General features: G+C 56.5%; 20 protein-coding genes and 1 pseudogene. 6 read left to right on the top strand and 15 right to left on the bottom strand.

Annotated elements, in window-relative coordinates; all coding sequences use genetic code 11:
• Positions 1-104 precede the first annotated feature (104 nt).
• The gene (eda, locus tag VSQ30_RS15850) at positions 105-758 is read right to left on the bottom strand and encodes a bifunctional 4-hydroxy-2-oxoglutarate aldolase/2-dehydro-3-deoxy-phosphogluconate aldolase (RefSeq protein WP_334465322.1); all 654 of its coding nucleotides are present in this window, start codon (positions 756-758) and stop codon (positions 105-107) included.
• Positions 759-777: 19 nt separating this feature from the next.
• Positions 778-2,523, bottom strand: coding sequence for a dihydroxy-acid dehydratase (gene ilvD / locus VSQ30_RS15855; protein ID WP_334466066.1), 1,746 nt, complete (start codon positions 2,521-2,523; stop codon positions 778-780).
• 290 nt (positions 2,524-2,813) lie between these two features.
• On the opposite strand from ilvD, the gene nifS reads away from it, so the two are divergent.
• The 3 genes from nifS (at position 2,814) to nifU (ending at position 4,886) form a co-directional block, all read left to right on the top strand.
• Positions 2,814-4,016, top strand: a complete 1,203-nt coding sequence (nifS, locus tag VSQ30_RS15860) for a cysteine desulfurase NifS (protein ID WP_334465324.1) — start codon at positions 2,814-2,816, stop codon at positions 4,014-4,016.
• Positions 4,017-4,033: 17 nt separating this feature from the next.
• Positions 4,034-4,348 (top strand): hypothetical protein, encoded by a 315-nt coding sequence (locus VSQ30_RS15865; RefSeq protein ID WP_160641767.1) that lies wholly within the window; start codon positions 4,034-4,036, stop codon positions 4,346-4,348.
• 106 nt (positions 4,349-4,454) lie between these two features.
• Positions 4,455-4,886, top strand: a complete 432-nt coding sequence (nifU, locus tag VSQ30_RS15870; protein ID WP_160641766.1) for a Fe-S cluster assembly scaffold protein NifU — start codon at positions 4,455-4,457, stop codon at positions 4,884-4,886.
• A 64-nt stretch (positions 4,887-4,950) separates the two neighbouring features.
• Here nifU and VSQ30_RS15875 read toward each other — a convergent pair whose 3' ends face one another.
• A complete protein-coding gene (locus VSQ30_RS15875; protein WP_334465327.1) occupies positions 4,951-5,406 on the bottom strand; it encodes an RNHCP domain-containing protein in 456 nt (151 codons plus the stop codon).
• A 227-nt stretch (positions 5,407-5,633) separates the two neighbouring features.
• Between VSQ30_RS15875 and VSQ30_RS15880 the strand changes: the two genes are divergently transcribed.
• The 3 genes from VSQ30_RS15880 (at position 5,634) to VSQ30_RS15890 (ending at position 9,042) form a co-directional block, all read left to right on the top strand.
• The gene (locus VSQ30_RS15880; RefSeq protein ID WP_334465330.1) at positions 5,634-7,118 is read left to right on the top strand and encodes an L-fucose/L-arabinose isomerase family protein; all 1,485 of its coding nucleotides are present in this window, start codon (positions 5,634-5,636) and stop codon (positions 7,116-7,118) included.
• A 20-nt stretch (positions 7,119-7,138) separates the two neighbouring features.
• Positions 7,139-8,059, top strand: a complete 921-nt coding sequence (locus tag VSQ30_RS15885; protein WP_334465333.1) for a S66 peptidase family protein — start codon at positions 7,139-7,141, stop codon at positions 8,057-8,059.
• Positions 8,060-8,205: 146 nt separating this feature from the next.
• Positions 8,206-9,042, top strand: coding sequence for a P-loop NTPase (locus VSQ30_RS15890; protein ID WP_334465336.1), 837 nt, complete (start codon positions 8,206-8,208; stop codon positions 9,040-9,042).
• A gap of 170 nt (positions 9,043-9,212) precedes the next feature.
• Here the strand turns inward: VSQ30_RS15890 and VSQ30_RS15895 are convergent.
• The 12 genes and pseudogenes from VSQ30_RS15895 to VSQ30_RS15950 form a co-directional block, all read right to left on the bottom strand.
• A pseudogene (locus VSQ30_RS15895) lies at positions 9,213-9,380 on the bottom strand (transposase); the annotation flags it as partial.
• A 22-nt stretch (positions 9,381-9,402) separates the two neighbouring features.
• Complete coding sequence (locus VSQ30_RS15900; RefSeq protein ID WP_334466091.1) at positions 9,403-9,594, bottom strand: transposase; 192 nt, start codon at positions 9,592-9,594, stop codon at positions 9,403-9,405.
• 191 nt (positions 9,595-9,785) lie between these two features.
• On the bottom strand, positions 9,786-10,481 hold the full coding sequence (sigK, locus tag VSQ30_RS15905; protein WP_334465339.1) for an RNA polymerase sporulation sigma factor SigK: 696 nt from the start codon (positions 10,479-10,481) through the stop codon (positions 9,786-9,788).
• A gap of 175 nt (positions 10,482-10,656) precedes the next feature.
• The gene (locus VSQ30_RS15910) at positions 10,657-12,591 is read right to left on the bottom strand and encodes a thioredoxin domain-containing protein (RefSeq protein ID WP_334465342.1); all 1,935 of its coding nucleotides are present in this window, start codon (positions 12,589-12,591) and stop codon (positions 10,657-10,659) included.
• Between the two features lie 112 nt (positions 12,592-12,703).
• Positions 12,704-12,964: a carbon storage regulator gene (locus VSQ30_RS15915; RefSeq protein ID WP_160642762.1), complete on the bottom strand. Its 261-nt coding sequence runs from the start codon at positions 12,962-12,964 to the stop codon at positions 12,704-12,706.
• Positions 12,936-13,415, bottom strand: coding sequence for a flagellar assembly protein FliW (gene fliW / locus VSQ30_RS15920; RefSeq protein WP_201751265.1), 480 nt, complete (start codon positions 13,413-13,415; stop codon positions 12,936-12,938). Before fliW ends, VSQ30_RS15915 begins: the two co-directional genes overlap by 29 nt.
• A 6-nt stretch (positions 13,416-13,421) precedes the next feature.
• Positions 13,422-14,036: a DUF6470 family protein gene (locus VSQ30_RS15925; RefSeq protein WP_160642763.1), complete on the bottom strand. Its 615-nt coding sequence runs from the start codon at positions 14,034-14,036 to the stop codon at positions 13,422-13,424.
• Between the two features lie 52 nt (positions 14,037-14,088).
• Entirely contained in the window at positions 14,089-15,489 is a 1,401-nt protein-coding gene (locus VSQ30_RS15930) for a flagellin N-terminal helical domain-containing protein (RefSeq protein WP_334465349.1), read from the bottom strand.
• Between the two features lie 29 nt (positions 15,490-15,518).
• A complete protein-coding gene (locus VSQ30_RS15935; protein ID WP_334465352.1) occupies positions 15,519-17,543 on the bottom strand; it encodes a flagellar hook-associated protein FlgK in 2,025 nt (674 codons plus the stop codon).
• 33 nt (positions 17,544-17,576) lie between these two features.
• The gene (flgN, locus tag VSQ30_RS15940; protein WP_334465354.1) at positions 17,577-18,023 is read right to left on the bottom strand and encodes a flagellar export chaperone FlgN; all 447 of its coding nucleotides are present in this window, start codon (positions 18,021-18,023) and stop codon (positions 17,577-17,579) included.
• A gap of 3 nt (positions 18,024-18,026) precedes the next feature.
• Complete coding sequence (locus VSQ30_RS15945; RefSeq protein ID WP_160642766.1) at positions 18,027-18,326, bottom strand: flagellar biosynthesis anti-sigma factor FlgM; 300 nt, start codon at positions 18,324-18,326, stop codon at positions 18,027-18,029.
• Positions 18,327-18,744: 418 nt separating this feature from the next.
• A complete protein-coding gene (locus tag VSQ30_RS15950; protein WP_160642767.1) occupies positions 18,745-19,791 on the bottom strand; it encodes a protein-glutamate methylesterase/protein-glutamine glutaminase in 1,047 nt (348 codons plus the stop codon).
• Positions 19,792-19,837: the final 46 nt, after the last annotated feature.

Genomic DNA, 19,837 nt, shown 5'->3' on the forward strand with positions numbered 1-19,837 from the left:
AGGCAAATGTTCGCAGCAAGGCTGTCGCCTTGCAAGAAAATTTAACATAGAGTGGCTTCAAAAAGGCCGCTTAGACGGTGGTTACAGGTTGTGAATACAGGTTCTTAAACCGCCATTCCCTTCCTGGCCCCCTCCACAATCTCCCGGGAGCGCCTGCAAAGCTGGGTAATTTCCTCCCACCTGCCGTTTTCAATCAGCTCCGCCGTCACCATATAAGAGCCGCCGCAGGCGCAGATGCAGGGGCAGGCGCTGTAGGCCTCCAGGTTCCCCAGGGAAATGCCCCCGGTGGGCATCACCTTAAACTGGGGGAAGGGGGCGCTCATGGCCTTGATTTTCGCCAGGCCCCCAGACTGCTCCGCCGGGAAAAACTTAATCACCTCCAGGCCGAATTTCAAAGCGGCATGGTAGTCCGTAGGGGTGGTGCAGCCGGGATAGATGGGCACGCCCTTTTCCTTTGCATAGGCCACCAGCTCCGGGTCAAAGCCAGGGGTGACGATAAACTGCCCCCCAGCCGCCAGGGCCTTGTCAATATGCCCTGTTGTGGTCACTGTGCCAGCCCCCACCAGCATGTCCGGGCAGGCCTCCTTCATCAGGCGGATGGCTCTTTCAGCCCCGGCCGCCCGGAAGGTCACCTCCGCCACAGCCACGCCTCCCGCGCACAATGCCTTTGCCAGGGGGACCGCGTCCCGCTCCGGGTTTGTAAGCTTAATCACCGGCACAATGCCGATAGCGGCAATCTGTTCATTTATTCTATGCATAGCTTTCCCCTCCTTTTCGTTACTCCCCAAATGAAAGGTACGCGCCCTTCATGGGAGATTCTGCCAGCTCTGAGAACAGGCGCAGCACCCCGGACTGGTATTTCGCAGGCTTCGGCGCCCAGTGCTTTTTGCGCTCTGCCAATATTTCCTCCATCTCCTCCGGGGTTTTGCGCTCCCCCTTCACCCCCACAATGGCGAGGATGCGCTTCTCCACGTCCAGCTCAATCAAGTCCCCTTCCTCCACCAGGGCAATAGGCCCGCCGGCCTGGGCTTCAGGGCTGCAGTGGCCGATAACAGGCCCGGTAGAGGCCCCGGAGAACCGCCCGTCCGTAATCAGGGCAATGCTGCGGCCCAGTTCCTTGTCAGAGGAAATGGCCTCGGAGGTGTAGAACATCTCCGGCATACCGGAGCCTTTCGGCCCCTCATAGCGGATAAACACCGCGTCCCCGGGCTTCACCCGGCGGTGCAGCACCGCGTCAATGCATTCTTCCTCGCTGTCAAAGGGGCGGGCGTTTAAAACGGCGGAGAACATCTCCTTAGGGCAGGCGGTGTGCTTGATAACCGCGCCCTCCGGGGCCAGGTTCCCCTTTAAAATGGCAATAGAGCCGTCACAGCCCAGGGCTTTGCCATAGGGCCGGATAACATCTTCCCTCTGTATGCTGATGCCGTATTTCCGGTTGGCTTCCTCCAGCCATTTCTGGCAGCGCTCATAAAAGCCGTCCCGCTTCAGATCCTCCAGGTTCTCCCCCAGGGTTTTCCCTGTGACCGTCATGGCGTCCAGGTGCAGATGGCCCTTAATCTCCTCCATAATGGCGGGCACGCCGCCGGCATAGTAGAAGAACTCGGCGGGCCAGCGCCCGGCAGGCCGCACGTCCAGCAGGTATCTCGCCCCCCGGTGAAGCCTGTCAAAGGTATCCCCTGTAATTTCCAAGCCGTATTCATGGGCTATAGCCGGCAGGTGCAGCAGGCAGTTGGTAGAGCCGGAAATGGCGGCATGGACCAAAATAGCGTTTTCAAAGCTGTCCATGGTCACAATGTCCCGGGGCCGCATGTTTTCCGAGCAGGCCAGCTTCACAGCCAAGGCCCCTGCCCGCCGGGCATATTCCAGCAGGTCAGGGCTTGTGGCAGGCAGCAGGGCGCTGCCCGGCAGGGACAGCCCCAGGGCCTCCGCCATAATCTGCATGGTAGAGGCTGTGCCGATAAAGGAGCAGGCCCCGCAGCTTGGGCAGGCGTTCTCCTTGGCCCAGTTAAACTTCGCCTCGTCAATTTCCCCCCGCTGGTACATGGCGCTGTACATGCCAAGCTGCTCCAGGGTCAGAAGCTCCGGACCTGCCGCCATGGCGCCTCCCGCCACCACCACAGAGGGGATGTTCACCCGGGCCATGCCCATCAGGTTCCCGGGCATTCCCTTGTCGCAGCTTGCCAGGTACACCCCGGCGTCAAAGGGGGTGGCGTTTGCCTGTATCTCAATCATGTTGGCAATCATCTCGCGGCTGCAAAGGGAGAAGTTTATGCCGTCAGTGCCCTGGCTTTCCCCGTCGCAGATGTCCGTGCAGAAGTACCGGGCGCCATAGCCCCCCGCGGCGGCGACACCCTCCCGCACAGCCTCCACCAGCTTGTCCAGGTGGCCAGAGCCTGGGTGGCTGTCCCCAAAGGTGCTCTCCACAAAAATCTGGGGCTTGGGGAGATCCTCCGGCTTCCAGCCGGTGCCCAGCCGGAGGGGATCCAGCTCCGGGGCAAGGGTGCGCATTTTCTGGCTTATCAGCATGGCAATCGTCCTTTCCAGGTATGGTTTCTAAATAGAAAATTTCCTCTTATCAGGATACCATGGCATTTCCCACAATACAATTGTTTATTCTGCCAGTTTATTCCCGCTCCGCTTTGTGCAACCAGCCAAATGTTTGCTGGGAAATACAGGGAGGATTGTAAAAAATCTTGGAAGAATGCGTTCAGGTATTGAAATGTATACTAAAAAGGTGTATATTAAACCCAGGCGGGCACACTATCCTTGCTTCATCGGGTTCCCGCCCACTTTTCAGGAAAGGATGATTTTTCATGGGCAGAAAGGTATACGCGGACAACGCCGCTACCACTGCTGTTTCCCCGCAGGTTCTGGAGGCGATGCTTCCCTTTTATAAAGAAGTTTACGGCAACCCCTCCAGCCTGTACGGGCTGGGGCAGGAGGCCAAGGCAAAGCTGGAACAGGCCCGGGAGACAGTAGCCAAATGCCTGGGCGCAAAGCCCAACGAGATTTTCTTCACAAGCTGCGGCACAGAAAGCGACAACTGGGCCATCAAAGGCTGCGCAAAGGCCCAGCTTAAAAAACATGGCAAAAACCACATCATCACCTCCGCCTTTGAGCACCACGCGGTGCTGCACACCTGCCAGGCTTTGGAAAAGGAGGGCTTTGCCGTCACTTACCTGCCTGTGCACAAGGACGGCCTGGTGCGCCCGGAGGAGGTGGAGTCCGCCATAACGGACAAAACGGCCCTTGTTACCATTATGTACGCCAATAACGAAATCGGCACCATCCAGCCCATCCCGGAAATCGGGGAGATCTGCCAGAAGCATGGGGTGCCCTTCCACACAGACGCGGTGCAGGCTGTGGGCAACGTCCACATCGACGTAAAGGCCCAGCACATTGACATGCTGTCCTTAAGCGGGCACAAGCTCCATGGGCCTAAGGGCGTGGGGGCGCTGTATGTCCGGCTGGGCACGCAGCTTCAGAACCTGCTGGACGGCGGCGCCCAGGAGCGTGGCAAGCGGGGCGGCACAGAAAACGTGGCAGAAATCGCGGGCCTTGCCGCAGCCATGGAGGAGGCCTGCTCCACCATAGACCAGCGCATTGCCCGGCTTACCCCCATGCGGGACAAGCTCATCGACGGGCTTTTGAAAATAGAGCGCAGCCGCTTAAACGGCCACCGGGAGCACCGGCTCCCCGGCAACGTCCACTTCTGCTTCCAGGGGGTGGAGGGGGAATCCCTGCTGCTGATGCTGGACATGCAGGGGGTGTCCGCCTCCTCCGGCTCTGCCTGCACCAGCGGCTCCTTAGACCCCAGCCATGTGCTTTTAGCCATCGGCCTACCTCACGGGGTGGCCCATGGATCCCTGCGGCTAAGCTTTGGGGACTACAACACCATGGAGGATGTTGACTATCTCCTGGAGGTCATCCCCCCCATCATCCAGCGCCTGCGGGCCATGTCCCCCTTGTGGGACTCCATCCAGAAGGGGCAGGTCAGCTATGACGAATATATGTAGGTGATACGATGAAACGCATGAACCCAAGACGCGCACGTGCGCTTCTGCGGGGGCTGGCGTTCCTGGCTACGCTGGCCTCCTCCGGCATCGGCATCATGTTCATAACTATGGCAGGGGGAATGCCCCCTTTGCTCCGGATCCTCTTTCTGATACCCATCCTCAGCGCCCCGGTGCTGGTGGGGCTGCTGGTGTGGCAGGCAGTGCGGCCTGGGAACAAAACCCAGGCAAACCGCGTGGCCCTGCGGGAAGCCGCCCCAGCTCCCCGGGACGGGCTGGTGGAAGAGGACAGAACCATCGTGATGATAAAGCAGAAGCGCTTCCGGAGATATTAAGAAGCCGTTTCTGGTGAACCTGTTCTTCCAGGGGCGCAGGGAATTTCAAAGAGAAATAAAGCTTTCCAGAAAAATACGGAAAATCGAAAAGAAAGGATGACCCTATATGGCATACAGTGCAAAGGTAATGGAGCATTTCTCCAATCCCCGCAACGTGGGGGAAATGAAGGAATACAGCGGGGTGGGCGAGGTTGGCAACCCCAAATGCGGGGATATTATGCGCATGTATATCAAGGTGGAGGGGAACACCATCACAGACGTTTCCTTTATGACCTTCGGGTGCGGCGCGGCCATTGCCACCAGCAGCATGGCAACAGAGATGATCAAGGGCAAAACCATTGACCAGGCCTTAAAGCTTACCAACAAGGCCGTTATGGAGGCCCTGGACGGCCTGCCCCCGGTAAAGGTACACTGCTCCGTATTGGCAGAGCAGGCCATCAAGGCCGCTGTGGCAGACTATTACACCCGCCAGGGCATTGATCCCCTGCCCATTGTGGGGGAACTGACCGAGTGTGACCACTGCGCCTGCGACGCATAAACCTCCCCAGAAAAACCCATGGCCTGAACCACTTCCCGGTTCAGGCCATTTTTGCGGATGCGCTTCAACTCTCCCCGCCCCCTGCTTTGGGGGCGGGGGGCAAATCGCCGGAGCCGCCCATCATCCTGGTCAGCTCCTCAATGCGCTCTAAGGGGAAGGGGGGGCAGGCCAACGGCTTTAAGGCAATGGACATCAGCTTCATGGGGTTGTCGTCTGCCAGCACCCGGTTGGAGCTGAGGGCGCCGCACCGTTTGCAGCGGTGGACAATGGCCCACTCGCCGTTATGGCGCACCCATACGGCAACCGGCTCCATCACCCCCCCGCAGTCAGACGCCCTGTCCCCAGGCTCTATGTCCACATGGAGGCTGGAGAGGCAGTTGGGGCAGTGGTTGCGGTGATCGCTGCCCGCCCCGGCAGGCACCACCTCCCGCCCGCAGACCTTGCAGGTGAAGGTTTCATCGCAGGCATGGGTTTTGTAAAAGCCTTTTTCATATTGGCGGCGTTTGTTTTCCCGGTTCATGTATACACGCTCCCGCTTTGTTTTGATTCAGTATAGCACAGCGCGGGAGGGATTGCAATGAAAAACAATTGCTTTTTCCTGCCGTTTGCGTTATGATGGATGAAGCAATTTATTTTAGGGTCAACCCCTTTTAAAAAAGGGTTTGTGGGTTCTGGGGGCGAACCATGAGCCGGCCGAGCCGGCAGACGGGACAGCGTCCCCAGGATCTCAAAAGGAGGAAAAAAACCATGACAAACATCCCAGAAGTAAAAATCGGCGTGGTCGCCGTGTCCCGGGACTGCTTCCCGGAATCCCTGTCCGTAAACCGCCGCAAGGCCCTGATAAGCGCCTTCGCCGCCAAATACGGCGCGGAAGCGCCCAGCGTCTATGAGTGCCCCGTCTGCATTGTGGAAAGCGAAATCCACATGGTGCAGGCCCTGGAGGGCGTCAAAAAAGCCGGGTGCAACGCCTTGGTGGTATACTTGGGGAACTTCGGCCCGGAAATTTCCGAGACGCTTTTAGCCAAGCACTTCGACGGCCCCGCCATGTTCATTGCCGCCGCGGAGGAAAGCGGCGACGACCTGGTGGGCGGCCGGGGCGACGCCTACTGCGGCATGCTCAATGCCAGCTATAACTTAAAGCTCCGGGAAATCAAAGCCTACATCCCGGAAAACCCCGTAGGGGACGCGCAGGACTGTGCCGACCGCATCCACGAGTTCTTCCCCATTGCCCGGGCGCTGATAGGGCTTCAAAACCTGAAAATCATCAGCTTCGGCCCCCGGCCCTTAAACTTCCTGGCCTGCAACGCGCCTATCAAGCGGCTGTACGACCTGGGCGTGGAGATTGAGGAAAACTCAGAGCTGGATTTGTTCGAGGCCTTCCACAAGCACGCGGGGGACAAGCGCGTTCCGGCGGTTGCCAAAGAGATGGCGGAGGAGCTGGGCGAGGGCAACAAGAAGCCGGAAATCCTCGAAAAGCTGGCCCAGTATGAAATCACCCTGCTGGACTGGGTGGAGGAACATAAGGGATACCGGAAATACGTGGCCCTCACCAGCAAATGCTGGCCCGCCTTCCAGACCCAGTTCGGCTTTGTGCCCTGCTATGTAAACTCCCGGCTGACAGGCCGGGGCATCCCTGTCTCCTGCGAGGTGGACATCTGGGGCACCCTCAGCGAGTTCATCGGCGCCTGCGTCTCCAGCGACATTGTCACCCTGCTGGACATCAACAACACAGTGCCCAAGGATATGTATAAGTCCGACATTGAGGGCAAGTTCCCCTATAGCCTTACAGATACCTTCATGGGCTTCCATTGCGGCAACACCTGCTCGAAAAAGCTGTGCAAGCCCACCATGAAGTACCAGATGATCATGGCCCGCAGCCTGCCTGAGGAGGTCACCCAGGGCACCCTGGAAGGGGACATCCAGCCTGGCGATATCACTTTCTTCCGGCTGCAAAGCACAGCAGACTGCATCCTCCGCGCTTACGTGGCCCAGGGCGAGGTGCTGCCTGTGCCCACACGCTCCTTTGGCGGCGTAGGCGTGTTTGCCATCCCGGAAATGGGCCGGTTCTACCGCCACGTGCTCATTGAGAAGAATTACCCCCACCACGGGGCCGTAGCCTTCGGCCACTATGGCAAGGCCCTTTTCGAGGTGTTCAAGTTCCTGGGCGTGGAGGACATTGGATTTAACCAGCCCAAGGGGATGCTCTATAAGAGCGAAAACCCCTTCTGTTAAGGCCCCTCAGGAGGAAAAATATGCGTGCAAAGCCTTTGCCAAAGGGCGGGACTATCGGCGTCTGCTCCCCCAGCCACATCCCCCTTTATGAAGCCGGGCCAGGGCAGGAAATCCCCTGGAGCCGGGAGTTTAAGCACATTATCGGGGAGATGGAAAAAGAGGGCTTCCAGGTGGTGCAGGCAGATAACCTCTACAAAAACACCTGGGGATATCTGGCCTCCGACACAGAGCGGGCCGCGGATCTGAACCAGCTTGCCGGGAACCGGGATGTGGACTACATCCTTTTCGGCGGGGGCGAGGGCAGCCCGGAGCTTCTGCCCTACCTGCACTTTGATTTGTTCCGGGAAAACCCCAAGCGCCTGTGCAGCTACAGCGACGGCACCACCCTGCTAAACGCGGTTTGGGCCATGACGGGCCTGGAAACCTACTATGGCCAGGATCCCACCATGTTCACAGGCTGGACAGCGTATAACCGCCGCCACTTTGAGGGCCACATCCTCAGCGGCAGCATGACAGAGCACGAGAAAAATTCCCCCTGGCTTTCCTTAAGCCCCGGCGCGGGGGAAGGAGTGCTCTGCGGCGGATACACCATGAATTTTGCCCTTTTGCTGGGGACAGACTATTTCCCTGTAGACCTTGCGCAGCCCCACATCCTCTTTCTGGAGGATCACGAGATGTTCGGGGATGAAGCCCACGTCAGCTCCATGCTGGCCTGTATCGAGCAAAGCCCCTTTATGAAAACGGTGACAGGCCTTATCTTCGGGAACTTTGCAGACCACCCCTGCCCCCATCTCTATGCCCGTTTAAAGCTTTTGGGCCAGCGCCATCACATCCCCGTTGTCTATTGCGACGACTTCGGCCATGGGGAAAACCACGCCATCCTGCCCATCGGCCGCCCCGCCCGGCTGGACGGGGAAGCGCTGTCCCTCTGCTATTTTTAGAAGACCGCCCTTTTGACAGGTAGAACCATATTTAGGGCAGCACCGCCAGGTTTATGGCTGCGCATTTTTGCGCACGCTGGCAGAATGATATGCCGCTTTAGAATGCCTGGGCATTGCCCTCAGAAAAACAAAAGGAGAGAAGCAATATGAGCGAAAATCTTGAGAACTGCACACACGACTGTTCCACCTGCGGGGAAAACTGCCCCAGCAGGGAAGGCCCCCAAAGCTTTCTGGAAAAGACCAACGATTTAAGTCACGTGAAGAAGGTTATCGGCGTGGTCAGCGGCAAGGGCGGCGTGGGCAAGTCCCTGGTAACCTCCCTGCTTGCCACCACCCTGCGCCGCCGGGAGCTGTCCGTAGGCGTTCTGGACGCGGACATCACCGGGCCTTCCATCCCCAAGTGCTTTGGCTTAAAGGGCAAATGCATGGCAGACGAAAACGGCATGTACCCCATGGACACCAAAACCGGCGTAAAGGTCATGAGCATCAACCTGCTGCTGGATGAGGAAACCACTCCCGTTGTCTGGCGCGGCCCGGTGATTGCCGGGGCCATCAAGCAGTTCTGGACAGACGTGGTGTGGGGCGACGTGGACTATATGTTTGTGGACATGCCCCCCGGCACCGGGGACGCCCCCCTCACTGTATTCCAAAGCCTGCCCCTGGACGGCATCATCATCGTCACCTCCCCCCAGGAGCTGGTGTCCATGATCGTCTCCAAGGCTGTGGAAATGGCAAAAATGATGGATGTGCCTGTGCTGGGCCTGGTGGAGAACATGAGCTATGTCCAGTGCCCGGACTGCGGCAGGCCCTTCTCCGTGTTCGGGGAGAGCCATATTGACGAGGTAGCCGCCAAGTACGATTTAAAGGTGCTGGGCAAGCTGCCTCTGGATCCCAAGCTGGCCGCAGCCTGCGACCAGGGCGCCATCGAGCTGTTTGAGGGCGCTTGGCTGGATAGCGCGGCGGATCTGGTGGAAAGCCTGTAAAAACGAAAAGCGCCCCTCCCACAGGGCCGGGGCGCTAGAAAAGGAACGCCAGCCCTTAAAAAGGCTGGCGTTCCAATTTGTCGAAAAGGGGCCTGTCTGGGGAAGTTCCAGACAGGCCCCCAAAAACAGGAAAATATGGTAGGTGAACGAGTAGGGAAATACCGTCTATCTTTCCATCTGGTCAGCTTTTTGAGATTCATGGCAGCAAATTTAAGCCTCACCCAGTTGGAAACCTGGGTCAGACCACGGTAATGGGTATATCGCATGACGTGCTTTTCTTTGGCGTCGGCAAAAACCCGTTCAACGGTTTCTATGCGTTTTGCGTAAAGTTCCATGTATTCCGGAGTGTATCTGGCATCATCAGCCAGCTCCTCGTGATCCTTCCAGATGTTGCAGCAGGACAATCTTGAACAGCACCACTGGGCCAATGCTGTACCGCCTCTCGCTTTCACTATACAGTGGCTCCACAATTTCGCACAGCCTCTCAAAGTTCACCGCCGCGTCTGCCTGCCGAAACAGGCGATCTGCTGGCACCAGGCGTTCCGTGTCCACCGTTTCTATGGACCCCGCTCATTTTCCCTCATTTAAACATCTTGATTATCACCCGTTCCTGTTTTACTGGATTCATTGAGAAAAATCTGCCATCTGGCCGGCTTTTTCGACAGACTGATAATGTCTTCCGTTTCTTTTTGGGTTGAAGCGCTATTCAAATTTGATTATATTCCCATATACAATAATATACCCTAATATTCTCCCTCTCCAAACTCTGCCCGCAGCTTTTCCAGAGCTTTTTTCTCAATGCGCGACACGTAGCTCCGGGAAATCCCCAGCCGCTTTGCCACCACCCGCTGGGGCATGGCAGCGTGTCCCAGCAGGCCATACCGCATACAGACAATATCTTTTTCCCTTTTGCTCAGGGCGCAGTCAATAAACCCATACAGTTTTTCGCTTTTCATGCGCACGTCAATGTTGTCGATAATGGTGTCCTCCACTGCCATGGTATCCATGATGGTCAGGGAATTGCCGTCCTTATCCGTATCGATAGGTTCATTGATGGAAACATCCTGTGCGCTCTTTTTGCCGCTGCGGAAAAACATAAGAATCTCATTTTCAATACATTTAGACGCATAACTGGAAAGGCGGATCCCCTTCCCCGGGTCAAAGCTGTCAATGGCCTTAATGAGGCCGATGGTGCCGATGGAGATTAAATCTTCTTGGTCGTTCTGGCTGGCGTAGTATTTCTTGACAATGTGGGCCACCAGCCGCAGGTTGTGTTCAATCAGCATGCGGCGGGCGCTTGCGCTGCCTGCCGCCATCTCCTCCAGGCACTTTTTCTCCTGGGCGCCGGTAAGCGCCCTGGGAAAAGTGCCGTTTCCCGTGACATGCAGGAACAGGTAAAAAATGTTGGACAGAAAATCTAGTAGCTGTGCAAAAAACACGGCTGCCACCCCCTTTTGTTTCTCTTTGATTTTATGTCCCCCGCTCCATAAAACTGCCTGTACAGCCGGCACATTTAAAAAATCCCTTCCACTAGAAAAGAAACTGAAAGGGCGTGCCCCTTCGCCTGAGACACGCCCCATTGAAAAACTGTATTTCCGCCGCGGGAAAATCCTTTTACTCTGGCCACCTGTTGGACGGCGGCAGGCACTGGCGTCCCCGGCACACATAGAAGGTAGTCCTGCCCTCTTTCAAAGGATACTCCTGGCCTGGCTCCCGCAAAGTGACAACAGCTTCTGCGGGAAGCGCCAGCGGCAGCTCCTGCCTTTTACGTCTGTCCGCCAGCACTACAGTAGCCTTGGGCGGCGGATCTGTGTTGTCCAGCAAGGCCAGCAAAAACATGGCAAAGCCTGCGGGATACCGTTCTGCCTCTGTTGCCAGGAAATCCAGTTGGCGCTCTGCCAGCCGGGTAATCCCCTCCTCCCCGGTAAGCTGCCCCAGCCGCACCAGGTTCCAGGCCATCAGGGAGTTCCCGCTGGGCATAGCCCCATCATAGGTTTCCTTGGGCCGGAGGAACAGGGCTTCCTGCTCCTCTCCGTAAAGGGAAAATCCGCCCTTTTCCTTGTCCCAAAACTTGGAAACAGCCTTCTGGCAGAGCATCTCTCCCTGGGCAAGATATTTCCCCTCCAGTGTTGCGCCATAAAGTGCCAACTGTGTGAACACGCCGGCGGCATAGTCATCCAGAAACCCTTTTGCGCCTCGGCGCCCCGCCCGGAAACTGACATACAGGGATTCCCCATCCCACAGGTGCTCCCAGAGGAAGCGGTCTGCCTTCTTCGCCGCCTCCAGATATTCCTGCCTGCCGCTGGCCCGGTACAGGCGGCACAGCGCGGCAATCATCAAACCATTCCAGGCCGTCAGATGCTTATCATCCAGGTGGAGGTCATATCGCTCCCTGCGATAGGCATACAAGCGCTTCAAGGCCTCATCAAAGGCGCGATCCAGCGGGTCGCTGCCCAGCAGGTTGGGAATACTTTTCCCCTCAAAGTTTCCGGCTGCTGTGATGTCAAAATGCCTGTTAAACCGTTCCCCCTGCTCCCGTCCCAAAACGCGGATAATCTCCTCCGGCGTAAAAAGGTAATATTTCCCCTCTTCCCCCTGGCAGTCCGCGTCCTGGGCGCTGTAAAAGCCCCCTGCATCCGCTGTCATCTCCCCCAGCACATAGTCCGCTGTGCGCCGCGCTGCCAGCAGATACACCTCTTTCCGGGTTATCTCATAGGCTTCGCAGCAGGCTAAAACCAGCAGGGCATTGTCATATAGCATCTTTTCAAAATGGGGCGCTAAAAAGCGCGCATCTGTCGAGTATCGGCAAAAACCGCCGCCAATATGATCAAACAGCCCGCCCCGGTACATTTGCACAAGGGTCTTTTCCGCCATCTCCAGGCATTCCCTGTCCCCCCGCCTGCGATAATAGGCCAGCAGGAAAAGCAGGTTATGGGGCGAGGGAAATTTGGGCGCGCCGCCAAAACCTCCATGCTCCCGGTCAAAACTGTGCTTATATTCCCGTACAGCCGTTTCCAGCAGCCCCGGCTCCGCCTTGCCGGCCGCCTGCTCCTGGCGCTTCAGCAGCGCCACAGCTTTCCTGGCATTGTCTAGCAGGGCCGGACGATCCCGCTCCCACTTCTCATGGATCAGCTCCAACAGCTCCTGGAATCCAACCATGCCGCCCCGGCTGCGCTTAGGGAAATACGTCCCCGCATAAAAAGGCTCCTTTCCCGGCGTTAAAAAGAGGCTGGCAGGCCAGCCGCCGCTGCCGGTAAAGGCCTGGCAGGCCGCCATATAAACGCTGTCCAGGTCAGGCCGCTCCTCCCGGTCAACCTTAATGCTGATAAACCACCGGTTCAGCAGCCGGGCTGTTTCCGCGTCCTGAAAGCTTTCCCCGGCCATAACATGGCACCAGTGGCAGGTGCTGTATCCAATGCTGAGGAAAACAGGCTTGTCCTCCTCCTTGGCCCGGCGGAAAGCCTCCTCCCCCCAAGGATACCAGTCCACCGGATTCTCCGCGTGCTGAAGCAGGTAAGGGCTTGTCTCATTTTGCAGATGGTTTGCCATAAAAACCCTCCAATATGTGTGCTGTAAAATAGCAGCCTGACTATAGGATAATCCACATCAAGGGGGATTATGCAAAAAGAGCGGCGCTTCTCCGCACCGCTCTTTCCCATTTTTATTCTGTTTTTTCTGAAGGCTCCGGGGACTTGTGCTGCAACTGGGTGAGCATAGCCAGCAGCTCCTGGGGCTGGGACTGCTCCTCGGCAGCGTCCCGGTTTTCCTCCATGGCGTTGTACAGCTCGCTGCGCAGCACAGGGACTTCCTTGGGCGCGTCAATGGCTATCTGGGCCTCGCTGTCCTTAGTGGACAGCACTGTAATGGTAATATCCTCCCCAATGCGGAAAGACTCACCGCTTTTCCTGCGCAGGATCAGCATCCGCTCCCCCTCCTTCCCCAAACTCGGAAAGCAGGTGGCGCATGCCGTAATCTGTTCCCTCCAATATCACCTGCATCCCCTGCCTGGTTTCATCGTGAATGGCAATGGGGCACTTCAGGTTTACCGTGCTGCTGGAAACCGGGTTCTTTACCACGCACAACACGTAGTAGCACAGCTCCCGGCTGTCCTCCACACCCATAACCTTCAACTCTTCCGGCTGCAAAACAGGCGCATAGCCGCCGTTAAAGGAAAAGGGGTTAATGCAGACAAAGGCCAGCTCCGGCGTTTCCACGCTTTGCAGGCACAGCAGGGTGCCGTCGCTGCCGGAAAAAGGCAGCAGCAAAAATTCTTTTTCCTCTTCAAAGGCAAAAAGGCCTTTGGGGAAGGACAGCACATCCTCCCGCTCAAAGTCGATTTCACCGAAATATTTGGTGGAAAGCTTCACACTCATACCTCGTTATGCCTGTACGTCTACGTAATTCGGATCTGCCGAGGGCGGCACATACATGCGCCCGCCTACGTATTTGATAATGACCTCAGGGCGCTGCACCACGGAAATTTCAATGTCTCCAGGCTCAAACTCAAAGCCCACGCCGCCGGTTTTCCAGTCAAAGTTCAGTTTATCCATCTCATAGCGGATTTGCATGGTGCCGTCTTCCCACTCCATGTTCACGCCGCCCTTGGGGATGAAATCCAGGCCAAAGTTATTGGGATCCCCTGCGATAAGGGTTTTGTCAAAGTCCTCCGCCGCAAACTGGGTGATAAACTCCTGGCCCAGCTTGGCATTCATACAGATCTGCCCCCGCTGGGCATACGTAGCCGTAGCCTCATAGACAGCCTGTTTGCCCTTCTGCGCGGACTGCTGGATGCTCTGGGGAGCAGTGGGACGGATAGAGCTTTGGGCTTCAAAGGAATCCATCTTCACCTTGATGGGGCGGCTTTTAATGTTCAGCCCGCCCTTGTCCCGGCTAATCTCCACCTCGGCACTGGCATTGTTATACACCAGCCGGGCATTCTTCGTGCGCATTTCAATTTCAATGGGCACAGTTTTTATTTCAATCAACGGTCCCATAGTCCACGTGCTCCCTTCCTCTAAATCTCCATTTTAGTACATAATAACCCTTTTAGCTCAAATAGTCAAGCAAAGAATTAGATAAAATGCCATTTCCTATTTTCAGCGCGGCATTGTAGGAATACTGCGCCCACATCAGAGCGGTAATGGACTCAGCCGGATCCATATCCTCTGTCCCCACAATCTGATCGTTCAGGGTATCATCCAGCGCTTTCAGGCGGTCTTTATTGCTCTTAAGGAACGCCACATCTGTATCCAAATCCACATGGGTCAGGCTGACCTTGCCCAGCGAATCCTGAATTTTCTTGGTGAGGCGATCCATATCCGCCACATTTTCAATTTTTTCCCAATCGCCGGTATCCTGGTCGGTATTATAAAGCAGCTCGCCTGCCTTTTTCAGCAGTGTGACGAAGTTTCGGGGATCCCCGTCCTCGTCCAGGCCATAGCCGCCATACACGTCCTGGCTGTCGCTGCCGCCCAGATATTTCAGGCCGCACAGGGCAGAGTTAAAGGCTGTGGCAGGCTTGATTTTACCGTCCGAACCCTCTTCCATGCCCATGCCCAGGTCTACAAAGGTTGTTTCCCCCAGCATCTTCTTAATGGCGTCCTGGGCTTCCTTTGCTGCCGCCCGGCCGTCTACATCCTCGTCTTTGCCCACATGGGCTGTAGTACCGGGAACCTTATCGGCGGGGCCTTCACTGCCAATTTCCCCTATCTTTTTGGCGGTGAAAGTAATGCCATCGCCTTTCTCGTTGATGGAGGCAGTCCAATCGGCATTGGCAGCATCTCCATTGTAAGCAGCTATAAAATCCTGTAACTGATCTTTAAACTCTGTTGCAGTAGTAGCGACTGTATATTCGCCAATTGTAACATCGCTGCCAACAACTACTGTTGTTTGATCCAAAGTCCCGGTTTCGCAAACAGCTTTTTCGCCGTCAAACCGCGGATCATTGGGGTCTGTGTCCACCTTAATGCCCCGGAAGGTCAAATCCCCGTCATCGTCCCAGGCAAAGGGGGCGCGCAGGCCGTCTGCCCCGGCAAAGATGTATTCATCAGCATACTTAGAGTTCATGGTAAACACGATAGACTCCGCCGTAGCCATCAGAGACTGGCCCAGGGCCTTGCGCCCGGAAGCCGTAGAATCGGTTTTGCCGCGGAGGACGGAATATTCGCCCAGTTCCCGGCCCAGATCATTATAGACCTTCTCCAAAGCGTCCCAGCCCTGGCTGAACTTGCCGGAAACCGCGTCGTTGTTGCTTATCTGGGCCTCTGTGTTCCACCGCGCCCGACGAAGCTGGAAAGCCCGGCTGGCGGCGGCAGGATCCTCAGAATAAGAGTTGAACCGCCGGTTTGTCATCATCTTATTGCTGGCGTCAGCAAGCCCCCGGTATGTGCGCTGGAGGGTAGATTTATAGCTGTACATTGTGCCGTTTGTTGTTATGCGGCGTACCATATTGAAACACCTCTTTCAGTTAGAATTTTTTATCTGCCCGCAATGCCTGTGCCGGTAACAAGCCTCTCCAGCATCTCGTCTATTGTGGTAAGCAGGCGGCACGCCGCCGTATAAGATTTCTGATACTGCATCATGTTCACTGTCTCATCGTTCAGATCCACGCCGGAAACACCTTGCCGGGCCAGATACAGATCCTCGGAGGCCACGCTGTAGTTGTCCAGGGATTCCTCCGTAGCTTTCTTATCAACACCCAGCGTGCTGTTTATTTTGTTCTGCATCCCGAAGAAAGTCCCCTCGAAATATGCCTTGTCGCCGTCATATGCCTCCGGGTTATCAACAATATCGTTGGGCTTGAACTGGAACTTCTGTTCCATCATGGCTACAAAGTGGTTCAGGTTGTCGTTGGCAGTGGTCTGACCAAGGATCGCGTCCGGATCCTTGGTGTTCACAATATGCACCGCATTGGTAGACCAGCTCTTGGAAATAGACAGGTTTTTGGCGGTAATGCCTTCTGTGCTATCGCCCTCGCCGCTGTTGCTGAACAGCACGCCGGCCTTCATGGCAGCATATTCCTTCTCGTACTTCGGGTCAAGCCCAACTTTATCCATCCAGCCCTCATTTTTTTGGTCAATAGCCGGAGGGTGCGGGACGGCATCAGGATCGCTTGCAAAGAAATCATAAATAGGATTCCCGTCTGCATCTGTTCCCACCTGTTTGTGCCAATAGAACTCCGGGTTCCGCATGGGATCAACCGTATTCGCGTCATTCATCCACTTGGCAAAGATATTTGCCAGATGGTCGATAGCCTTTTCATAATAGGGGATGCCCCGCTTGGTGGTGCAGTCCTTGTCAATTGCCACGTCAGCGTCAGTGGAATATTCGCCCTTCTCCGTCAGGATCTCCCTGGTGGACTGGAGGGAGCCATACATATAGTTGTCGCCCACAGCGGTATAAAATTCCCCGTCCTGCTCAATATGGGTAAGATCATCCTTAATCCTGTCCACATCCCCAGGCTTAATATGATCCCGGCGGTCTTTCAGCACAGAAACCTGCAGGCGGTACAAGTCGTCCTCTTCGGCAGGATCCACTGCCACCATGTAAGGAATCGGATTGCCGTCCTTATCCAGCGCGGCGTCCGCCTTAATGCTTGTTGCCTTCCCGTCAGGATTGAGCCACAGCGGGGTTTTGCCATCGTCTCCGCCCAGGGCCTGCTCCCGCAGCTGCTGGATGGAAATCTGCGCGCCATAAATGCCGTCAATGAGGGGAATGCCGCCCATGACGCTGTTCTTATCCGCCATCTCAATCTTCAGCTTTTCCACAGTCATGCCCGCGCCGATGTCCTCATCGGTATAGGTAACGTGGATGCGCATATATCCGGAAAGCTCGTCAATCAGGGCATTGCGCTCGTCTTTCAGTTCCAGCGCGTCGCCGCCATGAATCTGTTCCTTGCGGATCTGCTCGCTTAAATCCCGGATGCCAGTAAGTACCTTGTTTACCCTGTCCACGTCCTGGCGGTATGCAGCCGCGTGGTTCTTCTTCAGTACCTCTATCTGATCCGCGTAGTCATTGAACCACCGCACCACAGCTTGCGCCGCGCCGCGGGTGATGCCGTCATACTCATCCCGGCCCGCGCCGGAGGTGTTCAGATTCTGGAGCTTCTCGAACAAGTTGTTCATGGCCAGATACAGCACGCCGTCCTTATTTTCGCCCATGCCCACCTCGTCAAAGATGCCGGCAAGCTCCTGCAGGCCTGCCAGCTTGGCGTCAGCGGCGCCCACGTTGGACATTTCATTGCGGTAGCGGATGTCCAGGTATGGATCCCGAAGCTGGGAAACGCCGGTGACTAAAGCGCCTGCGCCCACCCGCACGTCGGAACTCATGGTGTAGTGATCCACGCCGCCTACATGCAAAGCCTTCTGGTTCAGCACCTGCCGGGTGTAATTAGGCGTGTTGATATTGGAAATATTGTTGCCCACAACCTCCAAAGCCTTCTGGGAAGCGTATATGCCCAGCCTTGCGGTGCCGAAAGTGCCAAAGGTCGATATATTGCTCATGTTTTGTTTTCCTCCTTGCCTGCTGTGCCGGGCCTATGCCCGGATATCCGTTCTCATGTTCGGGGGGGCTTCCCCCGGGGCCGGGGTCTGATTTTCCGGCATCATCTTCTCGATGTCCCGCAGCGCCCCTTCCATCACTGTGCGCGCGGCAGTTGCCGCGCTTTGATACCGGGTAAACTGTATTTGCAGCGCTTCCACGGCTTCCTTTGCCTGGCGGTGCATATCGTCCGGATAGTGCTGGTAAAGCTGGTTCAGCGGCACATCCTGCAAGCCCATTTCCGCCAGAAGCTTTCCCCGCTTCAGCTCAATGCCCCGCAGGGACAGGGCCAAAACCTGCTCCCGCTTCATGCACTGGTCTAAAACCTCCAAATCGCCCTTGCGGGTCGAGTCAACCTTTTCCCGGGCGATGTCCGCAAGCTGGCTGAGCTTGCCTGCCAGCTCCTCCAGCAGCTTGAGATACTCCCCATGGGGTTCCTTCACAGCTTAAACCTCCCCCAGCAGCAGCATTTTCCGGGCAATGTTCCCGGCGTCTATTTTATATTCCCCTGCCTGCACCTGGTCATGGAGCGCGCTGATCTCGCCTGTAGTGGTGGCGGTGCGCACATCCTGGGCTATGCGGCTTTTCATTTCCATCATAAAGGGGTCGTTCTCGTGGGAGCTGATGGTCACGCTGTCATATTTTCCACCCGCCTGGCCAGCGCGCGCTGCCGCGGCCGGGCGAACGCGCCCAGCCCTTACAGGGCCGCCTACCGGGGCTATGCCGTTTCGGGAAATTTCTATCATATACGTCCCTCTTTTCTGCCTGTTATAGCCTGGTTTCCCGCATATTCTTTCCGCAGTCTGTTTTCTGTCTATATAAAACATCGGATAGCCTTTTGGAAAAATTAAGGGCTATCCGATAATAATCTTCCCTGTATATGCCTGAAAATGCCTTGCAAGCCATAAAACTTGAAAATCCCCATAGTCTGTCCCACCCCCGCTTTTCAGGCGGGATGCCGCCTTTTAAGCCCTGCGTTTTCTTTCTGAAAGCGGCCGGCAAAAGCCCCTGCAAACAAGCGTATTCCCTGCCTTCCAGAAGAAAACAGGGAATACGCTTGCAAAAATTTTTGCCAATTTCCAAGAAGGAAACACTTTTTATTATCATATAATTCGCAGCGCAAAAGCAGCACTGAACAAACTGCGGGCTACAGGAAAACAAACCTCAGTGCGCGCTCATTTTCAACCGGCGCATCAGCACGCCGGCGATATTCTCGCAGGAAGCCTGTTCGCACACCCCGCCCTTTTCATAGGCCACAGCCGGCATCCCGTACACCACGCTGGATTCTTTATCCTGGCCAATGGTATAAGCGCCTTTTTTCCGCATGGCCAGAAGGCCTTCCGCGCCGTCTGCGCCCATGCCCGTCATAATGATGCCCACCATTTTGCAGCGGACATTTTCCGCCATGGAATGGAACAGAGCATCCACAGAGGGGCGGTGCCCACTCACCCGTTCCCCCTGGGTGCAGGTGACAAAATATTCCCCTCCTGCTGTGCGGTTCACCCGGCACTGCAGGTCAGCCGGGGCCACCAGGGCCACGCCCTTCTGGATCCGCTCCCCGTTTACCGCCTCCCGCACTTCCATGCGGCACAGGCGGTTCAAGCGCTCCGCATACATTTTGGTGAACCCCGGGGGCATGTGCTGGACAATCACCATGCCGGGAATGTCCTCCGGCAGGCGCTTCATCACCTCCAGGGTGGCCTCCGTCCCTCCGGTGGAGGCGCCCAGGCCCACAATGTACTGGGGGGCCATGCCCAGCAACACCGGGGGGGCCAGGGGCACATCCGGCTCTTTGATAAGCCGGGGGCGGCGCACCTTGGCGCTGGCCGCCACAACCACCTTCTGCACCAGGGACATGACAAACTGCTCTTTGCTCTCCGCGCCGTCAGGCTTGCGCACAAAGTCTACAGCCCCAGCGTGAAGGGCGTCGAACACCTTCAGGTTCAGCGACGAAACCAGCACCACTGGCAGCGGGTGTTCCGGCAGCAGCTTCTTCAAAAACTCTATCCCCGTCATGCCGGGCATCTGCACATCGCAGGTCATTACGTCCGGGTTTAACTGTTCCACTTTCCGCTGGGCGTCCATAGCGTTGATGGCATAGCCCACCACTTCCAGCCGGGGCGAAGCCTCCAGGGCGTCTATAATGGTTTTTCTGGCTACAATGGAGTCGTCTACCACCAGGACCCGGATCTTTTTTCCCAATGCGTTCATCCTCTTCCTCCTTACGCGGCGACGCCCGCCGCAAAATAAAATGCCA

It is taken from the genome of Acutalibacter sp. JLR.KK004, from assembly GCF_036941085.1.
Classification (GTDB): Bacteria; Bacillota; Clostridia; order Oscillospirales; family Acutalibacteraceae; genus Acutalibacter.